The organism is Streptomyces sp. CA-250714 (genome assembly GCF_050936705.1).
Lineage (GTDB): Bacteria > Actinomycetota > Actinomycetes > Streptomycetales > Streptomycetaceae > Streptomyces.
Genome location: NZ_JBNJMI010000001.1, coordinates 304235 through 327732, shown reverse-complemented (window position 1 = coordinate 327732; position 23498 = coordinate 304235). Strand labels below are relative to the sequence as shown.

Here is a 23498-nt window from a genome sequence, read left to right as displayed (position 1 = left end):
CGGGTTCACCCGGGTTCCGGCTCCAGCCAGACGTAGCCCGCGAAGTCTCCGGTGGGGCCCTCTCGGCGGTAGGAGAAGAGTTCGGGGGACTCGACGGTGCAGCGTTGGTCGTGGCGGATGTCCTGGACTCCGGAGGCGAGGAGTTGGGCTCGTATGGCGGCCCGCAGGTCGATGGAGGGGGTGCCGGTGCGGGTGACCGCTCGGGCGGCCGGCCAGTCGGCCGCCATCTCCTCCCGTAGTTCGAGGGGCACTTCGTAGCAGTGCCCGCACACCGTGGGTCCGACGAGTGCTGTCATCCGTGCCGGATCGGCCCCGCAACGGACCATCGCCCACACGGTCTCGGCCACGACGCCCGCCTTCGTACCGGTCCGGCCGGCGTGGGCGCACCCCACTACCGCGGCGACCGGATCGGCGAGCAGTACCGGGCCGCAGTCGGCGACGAGGACGGCAAGCGCGAGTCCGGGCCTGTCCGTGCACATGCCGTCCGTCGGCGGCGGGTCGCTCCCGAACGGCTCGCTCACCCGCCGTACGTCCGCGCCGTGCACCTGCCGCATGAAGACGACCCGGTCGGGGTCGAGACCGAAGGCGGTCGCGGTACGCGCGCGGTTGGCACGGATGACGTCGTCGCAAGCAGGGCCGAGCTGTCGCATCTGATCAGGGGGGAGCCACAGTCCACTGTGCCGGTCGGTGAAGGCCATACGTGTCCGGCCGACGGCCAGCACGTCTCCGCCCTCGCGGCCCGCACGGTTCTGATCGCGTAGAGGCACGCGGTGCAGTTTGCCACGACGCCGATGCGCCCGGGCGGACGGCAGTTCGCAGGCCGCGAGCACCGAGGGGGCCGGGAACGTCGGCCCCTGCCGTGCCTACGGAGCTGCCGTCGCCTCGGCGTGCTTCTTGACGAGTTCGTAGGACTGGACGCGGTCACGGAGGTCGAAGACGGGTGTCGTCAGCATGAGTTCGTCCGCGCCTGTCTCGTCGGCCAGTTGTGTGAGCCGGTCCAGGACGGCTTCGGGCGTTCCCGAGGCCTGCTGGGCGCGGAAGGCGTCGAGTGCTTGTCGTTCCTGCGCGGTGAATGTGTGGGCGGCCGCCTGTGCAGGCGTGGGGAAGGGGATCTCGCTCGCCCCTTTGAGGAGCCCCGCCTTGATGACGTCCATGGGACCGGTTCGCCAGGCGGCTTCCTCTTCCGTCTCGGCGCATACGGTCTCCACGCACACCAGCACGCGGGGCTGCGGGCACCAGCGGGACGGGGTGAACGCCGCTCGGTAGCGTTCCAGGGCTGCGTGGGTGTTGTCGGGGCGGATGTGGTGGGCGAGGGCGATCTGCAGGCCGAGTTCAGCGGCGAGGGTGGCGCCCGCGGTGCTGGAGGCCAGGAGCCATGGCTCGGGAAGCGGGCCGAACGCGACCTCGTCGACGAGGAAGGACAGGATCGCGGCGATGTCCTCCCGGTACTCCGCGTCCGTCGTCGGTCCGGCTCCGCGGCGCAGTGCCCGTGCCGTGGCCTCGTCGAAGGTGCCGGGGCCGCGGCCGATGCCCAGGTCGACGCGGTCGGGGTGCAGGGCGGCCAGCGTGCCGAACTGCTCCGCGAGCATGAGGGGCGCGTGGTTGGGGGCCAGCACCCCGCCCGAGCCGAGGCGGATGGCCGTGGTCGAGGCCGCGGCATGCGCGGTGAGCACGACAGGTGGGAACGCGCCGATCGCGGGGGAGTGGTGGTGCTCGGCGTACCAGATCCTGTGGTAGCCCAGCCGTTCCAGTTCCTGTGCGAAGGCGGCGGTGTCCCGCAGGGTGTCCACGGGACGGGTCCCGTTCTGGACCACCGCGACTTCGAGCGCCGAAAGACGTATATCCACCATGTCGCCAGCATAGAGATCATGTGTTCGGCGAGGGGAAACATTGATCTTTTTCGCGCTACGCGACCAGGATCGCTCCCCGCTACACGACCGGGACCGCCCGCCCGGCGAGCCGGAGGGCGGCCGCCGGACAGCGAGCCTCTCAGCGGCCCGGCGGACTCCCATGGTTCGGGCGGCGACGGGGATACCGTCCGAGTCAGATCGGTTCGTCGGCGAGATATGGCGGAGCCGGGTCGTACTGGATGTAGCGGCGCACGGCGCGTGCGTGGTCGCGTCCGTGCAGCCGGCCGACGAGCCAGAGCGCGCTGTCGATTCCGGCCGAAACACCCTGGCTGGTGACGAGGTTCCCGTCCACGACGTAGCGGGCGTCGCGTACGACCGTCACGTCGCCGCGTGCCTCCAGGGTGTCCTCGTAGTTCCAGTGGGTGGCCACGCGACGGCCGCGTGCCGGACCCGCGGCGTGCAGCAGGTTCGACCCGGTGCACACTCCGAGCACCCAGTCGGTCTGCTCCGCGGTCTTGCCGATCCAGCCGGTCACCACCGGATTGTGCGGCTGGACCTCGCGGGCGCCCCGGCCGCCCGGCACCAGGAGCACGTCCAGCGCCGGATGGTCGTCCAGGGTGTGGTCGGGTACGACCCGCATGCCCTTGTTGCAGCGCACGGGGTCGCGCCGTTCGGCGACGAGCACTGCCGTGTCGGCCCAGTCGCGGAGCATGGCGGAAGCGGTGAAGACTTCCCAGGGGCCGACGAAGTCCAGTTCCTCGGCCTCGTCGAAGACCAGCAGTCCATAGGTGGTCATGCGGATTCGCGTTCCTTTTCGCTGAGGGATTCTCTGACGGGGTGTTCCGTGCTCGCTGGGGCAGTTGCACCGGCGAGCGGCCCGGTGGAGCGGAAGCGGGCCCGGTAGTCGGACGGCGGCACACCGAGCCTGCGGTGGAAGATGCGGCGCAGCGTCTCCGCGCTGGTGAAGCCGTAGCGGCGTGCGATGGACCCGAGCGGCTCGTCGCCCTCCGTGAGGGCACGCTGCGCGGCCTCGAAGCGCACCTGCTCCACGTAGGTCGCGGGTGGTACGCCGAGTTCCGCGGTGAAGCGGCGCTGGAGATGACGCGGGCTCAGCCCCGCGTGCGCGGCGAGCTCCGCGATGCCGTGCCGGGCACCGGGATCGGAGTGGATCGCCGCGACGGCGGCCCGCATCGGGTCCGTCGACGGCTGACGCGACCACAGGGCGACGCTGAACTGCGACTGGCCACCTGGACGACGCAGGAACAGCACCAGCTCCCGGGCCACCGCATGCGCGACGTCCCTGCCGAGATCGTCCTCGACCAGGGCGAGCGCCAGATCCATCCCGGCGGTCACGCCGGCCGACGTCCACACCCGACCGTCCCGGATGAAGATGGGGTCGCAGTCGACCCGTACCTCGGGATGCTCCCGGGCCAGCTGACGCTCGCGCGACCAGTGCGTGGTGACGCGGCGCCCGTCGAGCAGCCCCGCCGCCGCCAGCAGGAACACCCCGCTGCACACCGAGGCGACCCGCCGGGCGCCGGCCGCCGCGGCGGCGATCCAGCTGACCAGCGCCTCGTCGTGCCGTGCCTGGTCGACTCCCTTGCCGCCGACGACCATGAGCGTGTCCGTATTGCCGGGATCCAGCTGCGCCACGCTGTGTGTGGCGTGCAGGAGCATCCCGCTGCTCGACTCCACCGGTCCCGCGCGGGTCGCCACGACCTCGCACGAGAAGTCGCCGCCCAGGTTCGTCGCGTACTGGAACACCTCGTGCGGTCCGGTGAGATCGAGTGCTTGGAAACGATCGAAGATCACGAAGATGATGCGGCGCTGAGTCACCCCTTCACGGTCGCCCGCGCTGCGGAATGGCGTCAACGACACGCATCCCACAGTTCACGCCATCACCGCGGCTACGGCCGGAAGGTAGCCTGGCCTGCATCATGCAGCTGAGTGCGGCCTCCCTTCTGCCTGTCAACGCGACGCTCGCCGGGTTGCTCGTCGCTCTTCTCCTCGCGGCGGCCGGTGCGGCTGCCCTCTTCCACCTCTCCCCGGACGCTCTGCGCACCCGCCGAGCGCGGCAGATCCTGCTCGCCGGTGTGCGGGGCGCGGTCCAACTGGCGGCCGTCTCGGGGATCATCGTCTGGGTGGCCCGGTCGCAGGCAGCCACCGCGGGCTTTCTGATTCTGATGCTGGGCGTGGCCGTACGGACTGCCGGGCGCCGTATCACGCGGGACCGGACGTGGTGGACGACGGCCCTGCCCCTCGTGGCGAGCGTGCTTCCGGTCATGGTCGCGCTCCTGGCCACCGGCCTGGTCCCGCCCGAGGGCATCGTTCTCATCCCGGTCACCGGCATCCTCATCGGCGGAGCGCTGAGCGCGACAGTGCTGGCGGGCCGCCGGGCCCTGGACGAACTGCGACTGCGGCACGGGGAAGTGGAATCGGGTCTCGCGCTGGGCTTCACGGAGAGGGACGCCCGGATGGAAATAGCGCGGCCCGCCGCTTCCGAGGCGTTGATCCCCGGCCTCGATCAGACCCGCACGGTGGGACTGGTGACACTTCCGGGAGCCTTCGTCGGGATGCTCCTCGGCGGCGCCGGCCCTCTTGCCGCTGGAGCCGTCCAACTGTTCGTCCTCATCGCGCTGTTGGCCGTCCAGGCCGTGGCGGTGGCACTCACCGTCGAACTCGTTGCCCGCGAACACCTGCGCCCTCTCAGGGAGATGCCGGAGCGGCAGTGAGGCAGTCGCTTTTCTCCCACCCGCGCATCCATGACGCCTGACCAGCGGCGTGTAGCGCGTACTTGGAGCCGGAGCCGCCGCCGTACCGCCCGGTCGGTGTGGCACTATCATCGACATGCCCGGATTCATGACGCCCGACCAGCTCGCCGCCCGCAAGACACGTGCTCTGGACGCGGCCGTCGCCGCGGGACGCGAACTGGGGCTCACGGTGACCGACGCGACTGTGCTCTACGACGCGTTCTCCGTCGTCGTGCACCTCGCTCCGGCACCAGTGGTGGTCCGGGTGCCCACCGTTCTGCCGCCGTACGCCGACCCCGACACCCAGGCGGCGCGACAGCGGGTGGAGCTGGATGTGGTGGGCTGGCTCGCGGAACAGGGACACCCGGTGATCCCGCCGAGTCCCCTCGTGCCGCGGGAACCTGTGCAGCAGGACGGTTTCTCGATGACGTTCTGGCAGTTCGTCGAGCTGGACAAGAGCGCCGAGCCCGATTTCGCGCAGAACTGCCGCCTGGTCGCCGCCCTGCACGCCGCGCTCCGCGAGTACCCGGGTGATCTGCCGTTCCTGTCGGCGGCCGAACCACGGTTCGTCACCGAGGGGCTTGCCGCTCTCGAAGGGCATCCCGAACTCATCGAACCGGCTGATCTCGACCGTGCGCGCCGGGAGTGGGAAATCCTGGAACCCGTTGTCAGCTCGCGCGCGGGATTCGAGGCGACGTTCCCCGGAATCGACTTCCAGCCGATCCACGGCGACGCCCCGGCAGCCAACATCGTCACCACCGTGGACGGTGAGCTGTACTCCGACTTCGAGCTGGCCACGCTCGGACCGGTCGAGTGGGACGTGGCGGCCCTCGGCCCCGAGTGCGAAGCCGCCTACAACTCCGCCGCGCAGCGCCAGGGCATGCGGCAGCTGGACGAGGGAGTGCTGCGCGTCGTCAACGCCGTGGGCATGTCCCGCGCGGTGGCGTGCCTCGCGCTCGCCCCGCAGCTGCCCATGCTGGTCGAGGCACTGAAGCCGGCCATCGACCAGTGGCGGACGATGCCGTTCGCCGGTGGCCTGAGCGACTGAACACTCGTACGTCGAGTCGCGAGCGGGCCCGCACCTGAGACCCGGCTGGCGGCGACAGAACGTGACTGCTGATCGTCCTGCCGCTACGGGTGCGTCCGGAGTGTGTGGCGAAGCGTAGGCACACGCTGGTGGCGGGCGCTGGGCGCGCCAAGCCAAGTCGGTCACTTTACGTAATCGGAAGGCCGCACGCAGTCGCCCTCTGCTGAGCGGCGGCCGCCCACGCGCACATCGCCGAGAAAGCGTAGAATGTGGCGTATGTCCGCTATGTCCAGCAGGGCGGAAAACGTCTTCGTGCTGGGACTCGACGAGCGCAATCGTGAACTCCTGCACGATCTCCCGCATCTCGTCGGGTACCGCTTCCATGCGCTGCTCGGGCGGGAAGAGCTGATGCATGGCGAACCGGTGCCGCTGCACGACCTGCTGCAGAAGGCGGAGAGCAGGCTGGAGGCCTTCGACGGGCCGATCGACGCGATCGTGGGCTACTGGGACTTCCCGGTGAGCTCGATGGTGCCGATCCTGTGCCGACGCCGCGGCCTGCCGTCCCCACCGCTGGAAGCGGTCCTCAAGTGCGAGGACAAGTACTGGAGCCGGCTGGAGCAGCAGAAGGTCTGCAACGCGCACCCGCCCTTCGCCCTGGTGGATCTCGACAACCCGAAGCCGCCGCCGGGGATGGACTTCCCGATGTGGCTCAAGCCCGTGAAGTCCTACTCCTCCGAGCTGGCGTTCAAAGCGGACGATCCCGAGCAGTTCGCCGACGCGGCCGGGCGGATCCGGAAGCGCATCAGCCGGGTCGGTGAAGCGTTCGACTGCGTGCTGTCGATGGTGGACCTTCCACCGGAGGTGGCGGAGGCCGGCGGCCAGGCATGCCTGGCCGAGGAGGAGATCCGCGGCCACGAGATCACGGTGGAGGGCTACTGCCGGAACGGCAGGGTCCATGTGTACGGGGTGATCGACTCCCTGCTGTACCCCGGCGCGTCGAGTTTCCTGCGGTACCAGTACCCGTCGTCGGCGCCGGCCGAGGTCACCGAGCGGATGATCGACGTCGCCGACCGGGTCGTGCGGCAGATCGGCCTGAACAATTCGACGTTCAACATCGAGTACTTCTGGGATCAGGAACGGGACCGGATCAACATCGTCGAGGTCAATCCGCGACTGTCCCAGTCGCACGCACCTCTGTTCGAGTACGTCGACGGCCTGCCCAACTACCAGTGCATGGTCAGCCTCGCACTCGGCCGTGACCCCCAGCTGCCGTTCCGCCAGGGCCCGTACAGGGTCGCCGCGAAGTGGTTCCTGCGGCGGTTCTCCGACGCGTACGTACGACGGTGCCCGAACCGGGACGAGATCGAACGGGTGCGGCGCGAGGTACCCGACACGATCGTCGACATCGTCGCCAAGGAGGGCAGGCGGCTGTCCGGCCTGCCCTCTCAGGACAGCTACAGCTACGAGCTGGCGGCCCTCTACCTCGGGGCCGACGACGAGACCGAGCTCAACGAGAAGTACCAGCGCTGCCTCGAACTGCTGCCGTTCGAACTCGACGAGTAGGAGGGTCGCATGCGGACTGCGGGAATCAAGGAGGTCAGCTCCTCACCCCACGCCATCAGGGAAGAGGAGCACGTCTGGATCCCGGCCCGGGACGGTACCCGGCTCGCCGCACGCATCTGGCGACCACTCGCCTCCGACGCCGAACCGGTCCCGGCGATCCTGGAGTTCATCCCCTACCGCAAGCGCGATCTGACCGCCCTGCGCGACTCCATCAACCACCCCTACATCGCCGGGCACGGTTACGCCTGCGTACGGGCGGATCTGCGGGGCAGCGGCGACTCCGAGGGCCTGCTCGCCGACGAGTACCTCGAACAGGAGCTCCGCGACGGCGAGGACGTCCTCGCCTGGATGGCCAAGCAGCCCTGGTGCAACGGCCGCACCGGAATGATGGGGATCTCCTGGGGCGGCTTCAACGGTCTCCAGCTCGCCGCGCGTCGCCCCCCGGGGCTGGGCGCGGTCGCCGCGCTCTGTTTCAGCGACGACCGCTACGCCGACGACGTGCACTACATGGGCGGGTGTCTGCTCAGCGACAACCTCTCGTGGGCCTCGACCATGTTCGCCTACACCTCGTGCCCGCCGGACCCCCAGGTGGTCGGCTCCCAGTGGCGGGACATGTGGTACGAGCGGCTCGACGGGATGAGCCCGTGGCTGGCCGAGTGGCTGAACCACCAGTCACGCGACGAGTACTGGGAGCACGGCTCCGTCTGCGAGGACTACTCCGCCATCGCATGCCCGGTGCTCGCCGTCAGCGGCTGGGCCGACGGCTACTCCAACGCCGTCTTCCGGCTGATGGAGCGGCTCAAGGCCCCCCGCAGAGGGCTGATCGGCCCGTGGTCGCACAAGTACCCGCACCTCGGCGTGCCCGGCCCCGCCATCGGCTTCCTCCAGGAGCTCGTGCGCTGGTGGGACCACTGGCTCAAGGACGCGGACAACGGCGTGATGGACGAGCCGATGCTGTGCACATGGATGCAGGAGAGCATGCCGCCGTGCACCTCCTACGAGCAGCGTCCCGGGCGCTGGGTGGGGGAACCCAAGTGGCTCTCGCCGCACGTCGAACGGGTCCGGCACCCACTGGGCGACCACCGGATCGGACGGCCCGGTGAGCAACTGACCTCACCGCCGCTGAGTGTGGAGTCGCCGCTGTCGGTGGGCCAGTTCGCCGGGAAGTGGTGCTCCTACAACGCGCCTCCCGACCTGCCCTACGACCAGCGCGAGGAGGACGGCGGTTCGCTGGTCTTCGAGAGCGCGCCGCTGACCGAGCGCTGCGAGATCCTCGGCGGGCCGGTGCTCCATGTGACGCTGGAAGTGGACCGCCCACTGGCGATGATCGCTGTCCGGCTCTCCGACGTCGCACCGGACGGACGTGCGACGCGCGCGACGTACGGGCTGCTCAATCTCACTCACCGGAACGGGCATGACGAGCCCAAGGCCCTCGAACCCGGTGAGCGCTACCGGGTAAGTGTCCAGCTCAACGGTGTGGCGCAGGCCTTCCCCGCGGGCCACCGGATCCGGATCGCACTGTCGACCTCGTACTGGCCGCTGGCGTGGCCGCCACCGGAGCCGGTGCGGCTGACCGTCCATCCGACAGAGAGCGAACTCGAACTGCCCATCCGCTCGATCGACGACCCCGACGAGCTGCCGGCCCCGCAGTTCGAAGAACCCGAAGGCGCGCCACCGCTGTCGAGCACGGTGATCCGGCCGGGTGAGGGGCGCTGGACGGTCTCGCGTGATCTCGTCGACTACGAGTCGGCGCTGGAAGTCGTCAAGGACCTCGGCGTCATGTACATGGAGGACATCGATCTGCGGGTGACCCGCCGCGCCTACGAGCGCTACAGCTGGACCGGAGACGACTTCGGATCCGTACGCGGCGATATCGAGTGGGTCATGGGCTTCGCCCGCGACGGCTGGGACGTGCATACCAAGACCCGCACCGTGCTGACCTCCGACGCGTCGAACTTCTATCTGCACGCCACCCTGGACGCCTACGAGGACAACCGCCGGGTACGGTCCCGCAACTGGGAATGGACCATTCCGCGGGGCTACGTCTGAGAGGTCGCGCGGCGGTGCCGGCGTTCACGTTCGCGGCGGCTGTCTCGTACGGCCCGTTCGTCGGCGGGTCCGGAGCCGAAGGCGGGCACGACTGTCCCGGCCGGCAACCCTTGTCACAGTGCGTGCTTGATCATGCTGCAGATGTGCCGGTCACTTGCCGGTGGAGCTGACCGCGTCGCGGGCGCGGTCGAGGACGGAGGCGAAGGGGCCCATCGTCCACTGGAGAGCGGGGGAGCCGGCTGCTGTGGGGTGGGGGTGGGTGGGTGCGGTCTTCTCCACGGCCAGGAGGCGCTTGCCCATTTTGGTGCGGTCCTCCTGGCTGAGCCTGGTGCGCAGGGCGGGGAACTCTTCCTGCTCCTCGTGCTCGGCGTGGTCGCTGACGGACTGTTCGAAGTCGGCCAGCATGTCGGCGAACTTCTCGCTGCCGAACTCCAGCTTTTCCAGTTCGGCCAGCACCTTGTTCGCTTCCTTCTCCTCCTCGTTACGGGCCGCGGCCTCCCGCTCACCGGCGGCCTTCTTCGCCGCGGGCCGAACGATCATCTCCTCCGCCGTCTCATGCACCGCCAGCAGCGCCCGCAGCTCACGGAAACGCTCTTCCCGCTCGTCGGCAGGGCCGCTGCGCACGGCCTGGAACAGGTCCCGGATCCTGGCGTGCTGCTTGAGCAGAACGCCGACCACGTCGTCGGAAGGCATGCTCTCGGCCTCGGCACGCTCCTGCTCCGCACTACTCACTGCAACCTCCTGGGAAGATCAAGGGACGGCTCGGTCACGGCCCCGCCGGTGGGCCGCTGGGCCACCAGGCCGGCCGGGGCCGGTCCCACGGCGGGATGAAGGCCTGCGGGGAGCGGGTATCCCCCTCGCCTCTGGCTCAACCCGCTCCGGATGAAACTCCCGCCACTGGCGGGGCGAGGTCACCCGGGTGCCGCTGAGGACCCAGGTCCGGGCCCTCAGCGGCAGGCTCCGGGGACACAAAGGGGTGAGCGGCCTGCTCGTCGCAAGCGTGCCACCCAGTCCACAGAAAGAAGGCAGGCCAATGCCTGCCAGGGGCTCAGCCGGACTGTCCGCCTCCGCTGGTCTGGCCGCCCTTCTGGCCCGCCTTGGAAGCCCGCTGGGGGTCGTTGGCGAAGTTGCCCCCGCTTTCGTGTCCGCCCTTCTGGCCGGCTTGGGAGGCGCGCTGGGGATCGTTGGCGAAGTTGCCTCCGCTGGTCTGGCCGCCCTTCTGGCCTGCCTCGGAAGCCCGCTGGGGGTCGTTGGCGAAGTTGCCCCCGCTTTCGTGTCCGCCCTTCTGGCCGGCTTCGGACGCCCGCTGCCGGTCGTTCTCGAAGTTGCCGGGGTTCTCAGCCATGGCCGAGTCCTCCTCACTGATCCAGGTCGATCTGATCTTTCGAGGCGGCGGGTACCCGAGATGCTGGGCCGAAACAGGTCAATTGGGTAAATTCCATCAGCCCTGGCGCATGCGGGTCCCCCCCGCTGCGCAGCCCTCTGTGACGCCCTCCGGCTACGGCCGACCCGTCGGTCAGCCGGTGCCGCGGCTCGCCTCCAGCCGGCGGATGGCACGCTCCAGATCGGCGATGCGGTCGGCGAGTTCGGGGGCGCCGGGGATGTCGCGGCCGCGCAGCATCACCTCGACCCGGACGAGCTGTTCGGTGATGTGCGCCAGTTGCTCGGCGATGCTCTCCGCTGGGCTCTCCACCGGATGTCCGGCCCTGGGGGACGTGTGCTCGGCGGCCAGCAGACGCCGCAACTGCTCCGACTGGTCGGCGAGTTGCCGCTTCTTGCGGTCCAGGTCCAGAAACACGTTGACCTTCGTACGCAGCACCCAGGGGTCGATGGGCTTGGAGAGGAAGTCGGCGGCGCCCAGGGCGTAGCCGCGGTAGGCGTAGTCCCGGTCCACGTCGGTGCCGGTGAGCAGGATGATGGGGACGTCCTTGGTCTGGTCGAGACGCTTGATGTTGCCCGCCGTCTCGAAGCCGTCCATCCCCGGCATCAGCACATCGAGCAGTACGAGCGCGAAGTCCTGGCGGAGCAGCGCCTTCAGCGCCTCCTCGCCCGAGCGGGCGGTCACCAGCTGCTGCTCCAGCGGCCCGAGCACGGCTTGGAGGGCGATGAGGTTCTCCTCCATGTCGTCGACGATGAGGATGCTCGACTTCTCCGTCGGCGTGGTCATGGCGTCCGTCCCGGCGGCTCGGTGTCGGAGTCGGCGTCGGCCCCTGTTCTGGAGTGCGCGCCGGGCGTGCTGAGCAGGTCGTACATGGCCTGCAACAGCTCGTCGAGGTCGACCGGCTTGGTGATGTACACGTCCGCGCCGCTGTCCAGCGCCTTCTGGCTGTCGCCGGACATCGCCTTGGCGGTGAGCGCGATGACGGGCAGTCCGGCCAGCCGGGGAGTGCGCCGGATGCTCTGAATCGCCTCGTAGCCGTTCATCTCGGGCATCATGATGTCCATCAGGACCAGCGACACCTCGGGGGAACGGTCCAGGACCTCGAGCCCCTCGCGGCCGTTCTCGGCGTACTTCACGGAGATACCGACGCGGCCCAGTACGTGCGTCAGGGCGAATACGTTGCGGATGTCGTCGTCCACGATGAGCACGGTCTTCCCCGTCAGGACCTGCCCCTGCGGCCCGCCGAGCCACTGTTTCAGCTGCGTCGTCTCAGGCCAGGCGCCCTCATGCCCCTCGTCCCGCAGGGACTCACTCCGGGGGGCGGGGGAAGGCGGAGCGGCGGCGGGCGCGAAGGGCTCCGGCCCCCTCGCGGCAGTCGGCTCAGCCGGTGCAGCCGGCCGTTCGGGAGTGGCCGGTTCCGATGGCGGTGCGGCCGCGGGGCCGGGTGGTGCCGCGGGACCGGGTGGGGGCGCGGAGCCGGGTGGTGCCGCGGGGCCGGGTGGGGTCGCAGGACCGGGTGGGGCCGCGGGCCCGGGTTGCCCGGCCGTGGCCGTCCGGGAGGGCTCCGGTCCTTCCCGCTCGGGCAGTGCCGCGGGCGGAGACGGTTCCGGTGTGACGGCGCCGCCCTCGGGGAGGTCCACGCTGGGCGTCGTCGTCGCGGGCACCGGCGCGGGGGAGGGGGCGCTGCCGGGGTAGACCGACGGAATGTAGAGCGTGAACCGGGAGCCCACGCCCTCCGTGCTCTCGACGTCGATACGGCCGCCGAGCAGCCCGGCGATCTCGCGGCTGATGGACAGCCCGAGGCCGGTGCCGCCGTACCTGCGGTTGGTGGTGCCGTCGGACTGCTGGAACGCTTCGAAGATGACCGAGAGCTTCTCCGGCGGGATACCGCTTCCGGTGTCCTTCACGGAGAAGGCGAGAACGGACTCGGCATCGCGCAGCGTCGGTTCGCTGAACTCCACGCCGGTGGCGCGCTCCACGCGCAGCTCCACACCGCCGGAGGAGGTGAACTTCACGGCGTTGGACAGCAGATTGCGCAGCACCTGCTGGATGCGCTGCTCGTCGGAGTACAGCTCGCGCGGCACGTTCTCGCCCACCACGATGTCGAAGGCCAGTCCGCGATCGACGGTCACAGGCCGGAACGTCGCGTGCACATAGTCCAGCAGCTTGGTCAGCGGCAGCTTCCTGGGCCGCACATCCATCCGTCCTGCTTCGACCTTCGACAGGTCGAGGATGTCGTTGATCAGCTGCAGCAGGTCGGCACCGGAACGGTAGATCGTCGTCGCGAAGTCCACCTCCTGCTCGGAGAGCCGCCCGTCGGGGTTGTCCGCGAGCAGCCGCGCCAGGATGAGCAGCGAGTTCAGCGGTGTGCGCAGCTCGTGCGACATGTTCGCCAGGAACTCCGACTTGTACTGGGAGGAGGTGGCCAGCAGTGCGGCCTTCTCCTCCAGCTCCGCGTTGGTGCGTTGCAGTTCGTCCGAGCGCTGTCGCAGCTCCGAGGTGAGCCGCTGGGATTCCGCGAGCAGTACTTCCGTACGGGCGTTGGCCAGGATGGTGTTGATCGAGACGCCGATGGTGTGGGCGAACTGGTCGATGAACGTCAGATGGATGTCGTTGAACTTGCTGAACGAGGCCACCTCGATCACACCGAGCGGCCTGTCCTCGAAGAGGATCGGCAGGATCAGGATGTGTGCCGCGGGTGCGGAGCCGAGCCCGGATTCCAGCCGTACGTAGTCCGGCGGGGCGTCCTCGATGAGGATGCGCTTCTTCTCGGCGACTGCCTGCGCCACCAGGCCGTGCAGGGGCGAGTTGGTGTGCGGGCCGGTGTCGTCGCGTTCGCTGGTGCCGTAGCCGGCGATGAACTCCAGGTTCCCGTCCGGTTTCTCGCCCGGTCTTCCGCCGGGTTCCCCGCCGGAGTCGACCAGGAAGAACGCTCCGGCCTGCGCGTTCACCAGCGGCGTCAGCTCGCGCAGGATCAGGTCGGCGACTTGCGCCAGGTCGCGCTGGCCCTGCATCAGTCCGGCGATACGGGTCAGATTGGACTCCAGCCAGTCCTTGGTGCGGGTGGTTTCGCGCAGGTTGGCCACCATCACATTGATGTTGTCCTTCAGCTCGGCCACCTCGCCGCGCGCGTCCACCTGGATCGAGCGGGACATGTCGCCCTGCGTGACGGCGCTGGCGACCTCGGCGATGGCGCGGACCTGCGTGGTGAGGTTGAGGGCGAGTTGGTTGACGCTGGTGGTCAGCCCCTTCCAGGTGCCGGAGACGCCCTCGACGCGGGCCTGTCCGCCGAGCTGCCCCTCGCTGCCGACCTCTCGTGCGACACGGGTCACCTCCGAAGCGAAGGAAGACAGGGTGTCGACCATGGTGTTGAGGGTGGTCTTCAGCTCCAGGAACTCGCCGCGTGCGTCGACGTCGATCTTCTTGGAGAGGTCTCCGTTGGCGACAGCGGTGGCGACCTGGGCGATGTTGCGGACCTGGGAAGTGAGGTTCGTCGTCATGAAGTTGACGTTGTCGGTGAGGTCCTTCCAGAGGCCGGAGACCCCGTGGACCTCGGCCCGGCCGCCGAGATTGCCCTCGGTGCCCACCTCACGGGCGACGCGGGTGACCTCGTCGGAGAAGGCCCGCAGCCGGCTGACCATGGCGTTGACGGTGTCCTTCAGTTCGAGGATCTCGCCGCGTGCGTCGACGTCGATCTTCTTGGAGAGGTCCCCGTTGGCGACGGCCGTGGTCACCTGGGCGATGCTGCGCACCTGCGATGTCAGGTTCAGCGCCATGGAGTTGACGCTGTCGGTGAGGTCCTTCCATACGCCGGAGACGCCGCGGACCTGTGCTTGTCCGCCGAGGTTGCCTTCGGTGCCGACTTCGCGGGCGACACGTGTGACTTCGTCGGCGAAGCCGGAGAGCTGGTCCACCATCGTGTTGAGGGTGGTCTTCAGCTGAAGGATCTCGCCTTTCGCGTCGACGGTGATCTTCTGGCTGAGGTCGCCTCGGGCGACGGCGGTGGCGACTTGGGCGATGTTGCGGACCTGGGATGTCAGGTTGGACGCCATGAGGTTGACGTTGTCGGTCAGGTTCCGCCAGACACCCGAGACGCCGCGGACCTGTGCTTGTCCGCCGAGGTTGCCTTCGGTGCCGACTTCGCGGGCGACGCGGGTGACTTCGTCGGCGAACGCGGAGAGCTGGTCGACCGTCGTGTTCACGGCGCTCATCAGCTGGCGGATCTCGCCTTTCGCGTCGACGGTGATCTTCTGGCTGAGGTCGCCCTGGGCGACGGCGGTGGCGACTTGGGCGATGTTGCGGACCTGGGATGTCAGGTTGGACGCCATCAGATTGACGTTGTCGGTCAGGTTCCCCCACACGCCGGACAGCCCGCGCACCTCTGCCTGCCCGCCGAGGTTGCCCTCGGTGCCGACTTCGCGGGCGACGCGGGTGACTTCGTCCGCGAACGCGGAGAGCTGGTCGACCATCGTGTTCACGGTGAGCTTCAGGTCCAGCAGCTCGCCGGAGGTCTCGACCATGACCTTCTGGGTCAGGTCTCCATTGGCGACCGCGGTCGTCACACCAGCGATGTCACGAACCTGGCTGGTGAGCCGTTCCGCCATGGTGTTGATGGCCTCGGTCACCCGCCGCCAGTCGCCGGAGAGCTCCCCCACGTCCGCACGTCCGCCGAGGTTGCCCTCGGTGCCGACCTCCCGGGCGACACGTGTGACTTCCCCGGTGAACATGGACAGCTGGTCCATGAGGCGGTGCAGCCCCCTGTCCAGACGCCCGAGGTCGCCGTGGAGCCAGTGCTGGGAGGGAGACAGCTCCACGTGATGGGCCAAGTCCCCGTCGGCAATCGATTCCAGTACGTGAGTGGTCCTGGTCACCGGGCTCGCGAGGGCCTCGATCAGCTGATTGGTCTCGTCGACGTTGGTGGCCCAGGCGCCCTGGCCCGGGCTGGCGGTGAGCCGCTCGTCCAGCCGGCCGTTCCTGGCGACCTCGCGGCGGATCCGCTTCAGCTCGGAGGCCAGGTGTTCATTACGGGCGGCGATCTGATTGAACGCTCCGGAGATCTCCCCCAGAATGCCCTGGCTGTCGGCCCCCAAGCGCGCCGAGAAGTCCCCGTCGCTCAGCGACCTCATCGCTCCCAGCAGTGGACGGAGATCCCTCTCCCGCACAGCCTGGCCCTGAGGGTCCTCCATGGCATTCCATCCTAAGCGTCCTAATATGTACACTCTTGTCCTATTCTAAAGGGCTTAGCGCTGGTCATTCGAGTCAGGAGAGGCTTGTGCGACTGCCGTCCGCCGGCCTGAGCGATCCCGTGTCGCGGAGGGCCCTCCCCACGAGTCAGCTCGCGCCCTCCGCCGCGCGTGCGCTCGTCCGCTCGGCGATCGACAAGCAGGCCCGGTCCAGCAGGACGCCGAGTCGGCTGATCCAGCGGCTCACCGAGGACGCGGAGCTCCTCGTCAGCGAACTCGTCACCAACGCGCTCGTGCACGCCGGAACCCGGATCGAGGTCGCCTGCGGCGTGGAGAAGCAGCCGAGGCCCGCGCAGGGCGCCGCCCCGGGCGACGGCGAGGCGGCCGCGGACGTGCCGGAGGCGATCGTCGCCGTGCGGGTCGAGGTGACCGACGCGCAGCCCGCGGGCCGCGTCGTCGACGACTCGTCGGGCGCCCGCGTCGGTGGACGGGGTCTCGGCCTCCAGATCGTCGGATCGCTGGCCGAGTCCTGGGGCGTGGCCTACCGGCGTACCGAGAAAGTCGTCTGGTTCCGTATCGCCATCGCCGAGATGGCGCCCCGACCCTCGGGAACGCTCAGCGAGGGCATGCACCGCGAGCTGGAGGCCGCGGAGGTCTTCTCAGCCTCCAGACAGGAGGACCGCCGCCGCACGGCCGAGTGGACCGATCGGGGCAGCGCCTTCCTGGCCGAGGCCAGCGAGCTCCTCGCCGGACAGCTTGACGAGGACATGGTCGCCGCGCTGGCGGGTCAGCTGCTGGTCCCACGGCTGGCCGACTGGTGCGCGGTGTGGCTGACCACGGATGCCGGCGGGATGCGACTCTCCCGCGTCTGGCACTCCGATGAGCGGAAGGTCTCCGCGCTGCGCTTCGCCCTCGAACCCGATCCGCCGCCGATGGGGCTGCGGACCGTCGGCATCCCCTGGCCCTGGCCCGGGGAGGCCGAGGGCTCCGGACAGAGCGGTTCCGCGCTGGCCTTCTCCCTGGTCGCGGGCGGCACCTGTGTGGGCTCGCTGGTGATCGGCAGATCCGGTACGACGGAGATGACGGGCCCGGTCGCCCGGACGGTGGAGGACGTCGCGCGCCGGGTGGCACAGGCAGTCCTCACGGCCCGCCAGTACACCCGTCAGACCACCATCAGCCGGGCGCTCCAGCGCAGGCAGCTGCCGCTGTCACTCGCCGACCTCCCGGGCGTGGAGTCGGCGATCGTCTATGAGCCGCACGCCATGGGCCAGACCGTGGGCGGCGACTTCTACGACCTCTTCCCCCTCGGTCACAGCCGCTGGTCCTTCCTGCTCGGTGACGTTCAGGGCAAGGATCCGGAGGCGATGTCGGTCACCGGGCTCACCCGCCACCTGGTGCGGCTGCTCGCCCGGGAGGGGCACGGCGTCGAATCCGTGCTCGGCAAGCTGAACGCCGCGATGGTCGAGGAGGGTGCGGAGGCCGTGGCCGTGGCCGGAGAGAGCGCCCAGCCGCGCTTTCTGAGCCTTGTCTACGGAGAGCTGGAGCCCGATGAGCGGACGGGCGGGGCGCACTGCACCGTTGCCAGCGCCGGGCATCCGCCTCCGTTGAAGCTGTCCACGGACGGCGAGGTGGTAGCGGTGGCGGAGCCGCAGCTGCTGCTCGGTATCGACGACGACCCCGGCTTCGTGGCCTACCCCTTCGATCTCGCGCCGGGGCAGTCGTTGCTGTGTGTGACCGACGGGGTGACGGAACGCCGCAACGGATCGCGGCAGTTGGACGACGACAACGGGTTGGCGGAGATTCTCTCCGACTGCGTCGGCCTGGGTGCCGCGGCGGTGGCGGAACGGGTGCGTCAGGCCACGCACGATTTCGGCCCCGAACCGCTCGATGACGATCTGGCGATCCTCGTCCTGCACGCGGTGGCCGGCTGACCCGGGCCGGGCCCGCACCGGCTCCTCGCTGCCGGCCCTGCGGAACTGCACCGCATCCGACCCACCGGCCCCACGGAACGCCACCGCAACCGATCCACCGCGTCGGCGGCGGCGTCACTTCACCAGGTGCCTCGGGGGTACCTCAGGGAGTGCCGCCGCCGTATCGAACGCGTTCGCGAACCTGTCGAATGCCTTCCGTACGTGGTCGGTCATGGCCTGCTCGGCTTCCTCCGGGGCGCACCCGTTGATCGCCGCGCTGATCCTCCGGTGCTCGGTCACGGTGTTGGCGGTGTCGATGTCTTCGGGGTAGAGCCGGAAGGTGTGCAGATGGCAGTGCGTCTGCGTGTACGCCTGCTCCGCCACCGGATTGCCGGTGGCCTTGAGGATCGCCGCGTGGAACGCGGCATCGTGTGCCACGAGCTGCTGGCGTATGTCCCGGTGGGACTCCTCCCCTCCGGGCTCGTTCTCCGTGGCTGCCAGGACGCGTTCGAAGGAGTCCAGCTCCCGGTCGAGCAGTGGGCCGGGGTTGCTCAGCCGGTCGACCGCCGCCGCGCGCGCCGCCCATGGTTCGACCAGCAGGCGGAACTCGAACAGTGCGCGCAGGCCGTCCAGGTCGAGCAGCGGGGTGGTGCTGTAGCCCCGTCCCGGCTCGTAGGTGATCAGGTTGTCGCCCTCGAGCCGCTGGAGTGCCTCGCGTACCGGCGTCTGTGAGACCCCGAGGTCGCGGGAGAGGGCGACGATGTTGATCCGGGTGTCGGGCGGGAGCTCGCCGTCCATGATCAAGGAGCGCAGCGTCGTATAGACCCCGTTCGCAGCGGGCTTGGCCGCGTTCTTGCGTGGCACGCACACCTCGTCGGTCGAGCCGGTGGATACCTCTGTCACGTGATCGTAACTCCAGGTTGCAGCCGTCCGTATGGGACCGGGTATTGACAGCACCTCTATATGATCCCCAGGATCCTATAGAGCTCGGCCGAATGCTATACACATCAACGCCGATGTGAGGACATCCCATGGCTGCAACCCCCGTTCACCAGGACGCCGCGGTACGCCCGCCGCGGACCGCCACCCGCACTCGGTGGATCATCATCTGGCTCGCGTTCGCCGGGCTGACGATCAACTACCTCGACCGTTCCAGCCTCAGCGTCGCGCTGCCCTTCATGGGGGAGGAATTCCATCTCTCCGGCACCCAGAAGGGCCTCGTCTTCGCCGCATTCTTCTGGGCGTACGACTTCTTCCAGCTCGCGGCCGGCTGGTACGTCGACAAGGTCGGCCCCCGCCGGTCGTTCACCATCGCGGCCATCTGCTGGTCGGCCTTCACCATGGCGACCTCGCTGGCCAGGGGGTTCTGGAGCCTGATCACCGCACGGTTCCTCCTCGGCGTCGGGGAGGCTCCGGCCCCGAGCACGTCGGCGAAGGTCGTGGCCACCTGGTTCCCCCGGCGGGAGCGAGCGTTCGCCACCAGCATCTGGGACTCGGGTTCGCGCGTCGGAGCCGTCATCGCACTGCCCGTCGTGACGCTGCTCGTGGCGGTGACCTCCTGGCACATGGTCTTCGTCGTGATCGGCTGCGTCGGCCTTCTCTGGGCCCTGGCGTGGTGGAAGGTCTACCGCGACCCCGGGGAGCACCCGTGGGCCAACGAGGCGGAGGTCGAGTACATCCGGTCCGGGGGCGCCCGCGACGAGGCGAACGACGATGTCGAGGCCGCCGCCCTGCCCTGGAAGGCCCTGTTCCGGTACCGCACCGTGCTCAGCATGATGTTCGGCTTCTTCTGCCTGAACAGCGTGATCTACTTCTTCATCACCTTCTTCCCCGACTACTTGGTCAGCGAGCGCGGCTTCGACCTGCTGCAACTCGGCTTCTTCGGGGCGATTCCCGGCATCTGCGCCGTCGTGTGCGGATGGCTCGGCGGGCTGACCGCCGACCGGGCCGTCCGCCGCGGCCACTCGGTCGACCGCGTACGCAAGGTGACCATTGTCGGCGGCCTCCTCAGCGGCTCGGTGATCATGTTCGCCGCCGTCGTGCCGGAGGCATGGATGGCGCTCGCGCTGCTGTCCGTCGCCTACTCCGGGCTGACGGTCGCCGGAACCGGCATCTGGTCCCTCCCGGCCGATGTCGCACCCAGCTCACGGCACGTCGGGACGATCGGCGGGATGCAGAACTTCGCCTCCAACTTCGCCGGGATTTTGACCCCGATCCTCGTCGGGTACCTCGTCGACCGGACCGGCTCCTACATCGCCGCGCTCGGGGTGATCGGCGGCCTCGCCCTGCTGGGGGCGCTCAACTACCTCTTCGTACTGGGCAAGGTCCAGCCCCTCACCGTCCGTACGCGCTGACGCGCTGCTCCGCGCGCCCCCGGCGTACGGCTCACCGCCACCCGAGAACACCACCAGCGCTCCTCCGACCGAAGGAAATCGATGCCTCAGATCACTGCCGTGGACGTCCTCGACGTCCGGTTCCCCACCTCGTTGACGGGCGATGGATCCGACGCGATGAACAAGGACGGCGACTACTCGGCGACGTACGTCGTGCTGCACACCGACGACCCCCAACTGGCCGGATACGGATTCACCTTCACCATCGGCCGGGGCAACGACCTGTGCGTGGCCGCGGCCCGGCAGCGGGCGCGGCCGCTGGTGGGCAGGAGCGTCGAGGAGCTCACCTCCGACCTGGGCGGCATCTACCGTGAGCTCCAGTCGGACTCCCAACTGCGCTGGCTCGGCCCAGACAAGGGGGTGATCCACCTCGCGCTCGCGGCGGTGATGAACGCGGTCTGGGACCTCGCCGCCCGCCGCGCCGGCGTGCCCCTGTGGCAGTTGCTCGCCCGGATGACGCCCACCGAACTGGTCGACGCCGCCGATATGCGCTATCTGTCGGACGTCCTCACCCGCGACGAGGCCATCGACCTGCTCGCCCGGCTGGCGGACACCCGGGAGGAGCGCACAGCGCAGCTGGAGAAGGCCGGCTATCCCTCCTACACCACCTCCGCCGGCTGGCTCGGCTACTCCGACGACAAGCTCAGGGCCCTGTGCGAGGAAGCGGTGAGCCAGGGATACCGCCATGTGAAGCTGAAGGTCGGCGCGGACCTGGACGACGACATCCGGCGGTGTGCCATCGCCCGGGAGATCCTCGGCGACGACGCCCATCTGATGATCGACGCCAACCAGGTCTGGGACGTCCCCCAGGCCATCGAGTGGGTCAGCGCCCTCGCCAGGTTCCGGCCCCTGTGGATCGAGGAACCCACCAGCCCCGACGACGTACTCGGACACGCTCGGGTGCGCGAGGCGGTGGCCCCTGTCGGGGTGGCGACCGGAGAACACGGCATGAACCGGGTGCTGTTCAAACAGCTCTTCCAGGCCGGGGCCATCGACTACTGCCAGGTGGACGCCTGCCGCCTCGGCAGCATCAACGAGATCCTCCCCGTCCTGTTCATGGCGGCCAAGTACGGCGTACCGGTGTGCCCGCACGCCGGTGGCGTGGGGCTGTGCGAACTGGTCCAGCATCTGTCGGTGTTCGACTACGTGGCCGTCTCGGGCAGCCTCGAAGGGCGGGTCACGGAGTTCGTCGACCACCTGCACGAGCACTTCGTCGATCCCTGCGTCGTCCGCGACGGGGCGTATGTGCTGCCCCGGCAGCCCGGCTACAGCGCGCAGATGCATGACGCGTCGCTGGCCGAATTCTCGTTCCCGGACGGCTCGTACTGGGCCGGACGGTGACAACTGTCGATCACGAATTCCCAGCGGGACAGCGCGTGAGTTCCCAGCCGGGACAGCACGAGTCCCCAGTGCCGCAGCGCGAGTTCCCGGTGGGACGGCACGAGTTCCCAGTGGGACGGCACACGAGACGAAAGCAGCGCACCATGCATGCAGCCACGTACGTCGGCAACGGAACCCTCACCGTCGCGGAGGCCGAACCGGCGCCGCCCCCGGCGGGCCATGTGCAGATCGAGGTGGCTTACACCGGGATCTGCGGCACGGACCTTCATATCCTGCACGGCGCCATGGACGGACGCGTGACCCTCCCGGCCGTGATCGGACACGAGATGTCGGGGCGGATCGCCGCCCTCGGCCAGGGAGTCGAGGGCTGGGCGGTCGGCGCGCCGGTCGGTGTCATGCCGCTCGACTGGTGCGGTACGTGCCCCGCCTGCGCCGCGGGCCACCAGCACATCTGCCAGAACCTCAACTTCATCGGGATCGACTCGCCGGGATCGCTCCAGACCCGCTGGAACGTACCCGCAGAGGTGCTGGTCGGTCTGCCCGAATCCCTGCGGCTCGACCACGCGGCACTCCTCGAACCCGTGGCCGTGGCAGTGCACGACGTACGGCGCGCGGCACTCCGGCCCGGTGAGAAGGCCGTCGTCATCGGCGGCGGCCCCATAGGGCTCCTCATCGCGGTCGTGGCCAGACACACCGGGGCGCAGGTGGTCATCGCGGAGCCGGACGCGGTACGGCGGGCGACTGCCGCCGGGCTCGGCTTCGACGTGCTCGACCCCGGGGACGGCGACCAGGCCGGGTGGGTCGAGGAGTGGACGGCAGGCGCCGGCGCCGACGCGGTGTTCGAGGTCTCCGGCTCCCCGGCAGCCGTGCTCGGCGCGGCCTCCCTGGTCCGGGTCAGAGGCCGGCTGGTCATCGTCGCGATCCACCCCCAGCCGGTGCCCCTGGATCTGAAGCGGATCTTCTGGCGGGAGCTGACGGTGCTGGGCGCCCGGGTCTACCAGCGGGACGACTTCGAGACGGCCGTGTCCCTGCTCGACAGCGGGGAGATCCCGGCCGATCGGCTCATCACCGGTCAGGTGCCGCTGGCCCAGGTGGCGGACGCGTTCCACCAACTGTCCGAGGGCAACGGCATGAAGGTGCTCATCGACTGCGGGGGAGAGAGCTGATGACGACCAGTCCCTTCGATCTGTCGGGCAAGCTCGCGGTCGTGACCGGTGCCAGGCGCGGCATCGGCAAGGCGATCGCCGAAGCCCTCGCCGCGGCGGGAGCCGACGTCATCGGGGTGAGTGCCTCGTTGGAACCGCACGGCAGTGCGGTGGGCAAGGCCGTCGAAGCCCACGGGAGGACGTTCACCGCGCGCCGGGCCGACTTCGCCGACCGCACCGCCGTCCGCGCACTCGGCGCGGAACTCGCCACCCATGGCCGCCCGGTGGAGATCCTGGTGAACAACGCCGGAGCTATCGAACGGGCACCGGCGGCCGAGCACCCGGACGACCTGTGGGATCACGTCGTCGAGGTGGATCTCAACGCCCAGTTCGTACTCAGCCGCGAGGTGGGCAAGTCCATGATCGACCGAGGTGTCCGGGGAAGGATCATCTTCATCGCCTCCCTGCTGAGCTTCCAGGGCGGGGTGTACGTCCCCGGTTACGCGGCGGCGAAGTCCGGTGTCGCCGGGCTGACGAAGGCGCTGGCCAACGAGTGGGCACCCCACGGGATCGGTGTCAACGCCATCGCCCCCGGCTACATCGCCACCGACAACACCCAGGCGCTCCGCGACGACACCGACCGTTCCCGCTCCATCCTCGAACGCATCCCGGCCGGTCGCTGGGGACAGGCGGAGGACATCGGCGGAGCAGCGGTCTTCCTCGCCTCCGCCGCGTCCAACTATGTGTCAGGAGCCGTACTCCCGGTCGACGGAGGATGGCTGGCCCGCTGACCCCTGCGGGGCGCTGCCGCCGCCCTCGGAGTTCGCGTCCGGGCCACGCCTCCTTCGGCGCCGCCCGGCGACCTGCGGGCGGCGGCCCCTATCCGGGGGGCTGCACGACGTTCCG

18 protein-coding genes are annotated in these 23498 nt (G+C 69.4%); 9 read left to right on the top strand and 9 right to left on the bottom strand.

The genetic code is table 11. From position 1 onward, the window contains the following. Window positions 1-5: 5 nt before the first annotated feature. From pgeF to ACQEU8_RS01645, 4 genes are all read right to left on the bottom strand, one after another. Window positions 6-698, bottom strand: a complete 693-nt coding sequence (gene pgeF / locus ACQEU8_RS01660; protein WP_433102081.1) for a peptidoglycan editing factor PgeF — start codon at window positions 696-698, stop codon at window positions 6-8. Between the two features lie 165 nt (window positions 699-863). Next, window positions 864-1850: an LLM class flavin-dependent oxidoreductase gene (locus ACQEU8_RS01655; protein ID WP_433095978.1), complete on the bottom strand. Its 987-nt coding sequence runs from the start codon at window positions 1848-1850 to the stop codon at window positions 864-866. A gap of 193 nt (window positions 1851-2043) precedes the next feature. Beyond that, on the bottom strand, window positions 2044-2646 hold the full coding sequence (locus ACQEU8_RS01650; RefSeq protein WP_433095976.1) for a DJ-1/PfpI family protein: 603 nt from the start codon (window positions 2644-2646) through the stop codon (window positions 2044-2046). Beyond that, complete coding sequence (locus ACQEU8_RS01645; protein ID WP_433095974.1) at window positions 2643-3686, bottom strand: GlxA family transcriptional regulator; 1044 nt, start codon at window positions 3684-3686, stop codon at window positions 2643-2645. The genes ACQEU8_RS01650 and ACQEU8_RS01645 overlap by 4 nt, the downstream gene beginning before the upstream one ends. Before the next feature lie 101 nt (window positions 3687-3787). Between ACQEU8_RS01645 and ACQEU8_RS01640 the strand changes: the two genes are divergently transcribed. The 4 genes from ACQEU8_RS01640 to ACQEU8_RS01625 all read left to right on the top strand — a co-directional run bounded on the left by ACQEU8_RS01640 (window position 3788) and on the right by ACQEU8_RS01625 (window position 9239). Beyond that, a complete protein-coding gene (locus ACQEU8_RS01640) occupies window positions 3788-4582 on the top strand; it encodes an ABC transporter permease (RefSeq protein ID WP_433095972.1) in 795 nt (264 codons plus the stop codon). A 115-nt stretch (window positions 4583-4697) separates the two neighbouring features. Next, a complete protein-coding gene (locus tag ACQEU8_RS01635) occupies window positions 4698-5648 on the top strand; it encodes a phosphotransferase family protein (protein ID WP_433095970.1) in 951 nt (316 codons plus the stop codon). Window positions 5649-5903: 255 nt separating this feature from the next. Further along, window positions 5904-7190 (top strand): ATP-grasp domain-containing protein, encoded by a 1287-nt coding sequence (locus ACQEU8_RS01630; RefSeq protein ID WP_433095968.1) that lies wholly within the window; start codon window positions 5904-5906, stop codon window positions 7188-7190. Between the two features lie 9 nt (window positions 7191-7199). Beyond that, entirely contained in the window at window positions 7200-9239 is a 2040-nt protein-coding gene (locus ACQEU8_RS01625) for a CocE/NonD family hydrolase (protein ID WP_433095966.1), read from the top strand. A gap of 150 nt (window positions 9240-9389) precedes the next feature. Here ACQEU8_RS01625 and ACQEU8_RS01620 read toward each other — a convergent pair whose 3' ends face one another. The 4 genes from ACQEU8_RS01620 to ACQEU8_RS01605 all read right to left on the bottom strand — a co-directional run bounded on the left by ACQEU8_RS01620 (window position 9390) and on the right by ACQEU8_RS01605 (window position 15806). Next, a complete protein-coding gene (locus ACQEU8_RS01620) occupies window positions 9390-9971 on the bottom strand; it encodes a hemerythrin domain-containing protein (RefSeq protein ID WP_433095964.1) in 582 nt (193 codons plus the stop codon). Window positions 9972-10287: 316 nt separating this feature from the next. Further along, window positions 10288-10584 carry a general stress protein gene (locus tag ACQEU8_RS01615; protein ID WP_433095962.1) on the bottom strand — a complete coding sequence of 99 codons (297 nt, stop codon included), beginning with the start codon at window positions 10582-10584 and terminating at the stop codon, window positions 10288-10290. A 171-nt stretch (window positions 10585-10755) separates the two neighbouring features. Next, window positions 10756-11406 carry a response regulator gene (locus ACQEU8_RS01610; RefSeq protein WP_433095960.1) on the bottom strand — a complete coding sequence of 217 codons (651 nt, stop codon included), beginning with the start codon at window positions 11404-11406 and terminating at the stop codon, window positions 10756-10758. After that, a complete protein-coding gene (locus ACQEU8_RS01605) occupies window positions 11403-15806 on the bottom strand; it encodes a HAMP domain-containing protein (RefSeq protein ID WP_433095958.1) in 4404 nt (1467 codons plus the stop codon). Before ACQEU8_RS01605 ends, ACQEU8_RS01610 begins: the two co-directional genes overlap by 4 nt. 86 nt (window positions 15807-15892) lie before the next feature. Between ACQEU8_RS01605 and ACQEU8_RS01600 the strand changes: the two genes are divergently transcribed. After that, a complete protein-coding gene (locus ACQEU8_RS01600) occupies window positions 15893-17734 on the top strand; it encodes a SpoIIE family protein phosphatase (protein WP_433095956.1) in 1842 nt (613 codons plus the stop codon). Between the two features lie 114 nt (window positions 17735-17848). Here the strand turns inward: ACQEU8_RS01600 and ACQEU8_RS01595 are convergent, their stop codons facing one another. Continuing rightward, complete coding sequence (locus tag ACQEU8_RS01595) at window positions 17849-18616, bottom strand: GntR family transcriptional regulator (protein ID WP_433095954.1); 768 nt, start codon at window positions 18614-18616, stop codon at window positions 17849-17851. A gap of 128 nt (window positions 18617-18744) precedes the next feature. On the opposite strand from ACQEU8_RS01595, the gene ACQEU8_RS01590 reads away from it, so the two are divergent. The 4 genes from ACQEU8_RS01590 (at window position 18745) to ACQEU8_RS01575 (ending at window position 23383) form a co-directional block, all read left to right on the top strand. Continuing rightward, the gene (locus tag ACQEU8_RS01590; protein WP_433095952.1) at window positions 18745-20067 is read left to right on the top strand and encodes an MFS transporter; all 1323 of its coding nucleotides are present in this window, start codon (window positions 18745-18747) and stop codon (window positions 20065-20067) included. A gap of 81 nt (window positions 20068-20148) precedes the next feature. Beyond that, complete coding sequence (locus ACQEU8_RS01585; RefSeq protein WP_433095950.1) at window positions 20149-21447, top strand: L-fuconate dehydratase; 1299 nt, start codon at window positions 20149-20151, stop codon at window positions 21445-21447. A gap of 143 nt (window positions 21448-21590) precedes the next feature. Continuing rightward, a complete protein-coding gene (locus ACQEU8_RS01580) occupies window positions 21591-22613 on the top strand; it encodes a zinc-dependent alcohol dehydrogenase (protein WP_433095948.1) in 1023 nt (340 codons plus the stop codon). Further along, window positions 22613-23383 carry an SDR family oxidoreductase gene (locus ACQEU8_RS01575; RefSeq protein WP_433095946.1) on the top strand — a complete coding sequence of 257 codons (771 nt, stop codon included), beginning with the start codon at window positions 22613-22615 and terminating at the stop codon, window positions 23381-23383. Before ACQEU8_RS01580 ends, ACQEU8_RS01575 begins: the two co-directional genes overlap by 1 nt. Window positions 23384-23498 lie beyond the last annotated feature (115 nt).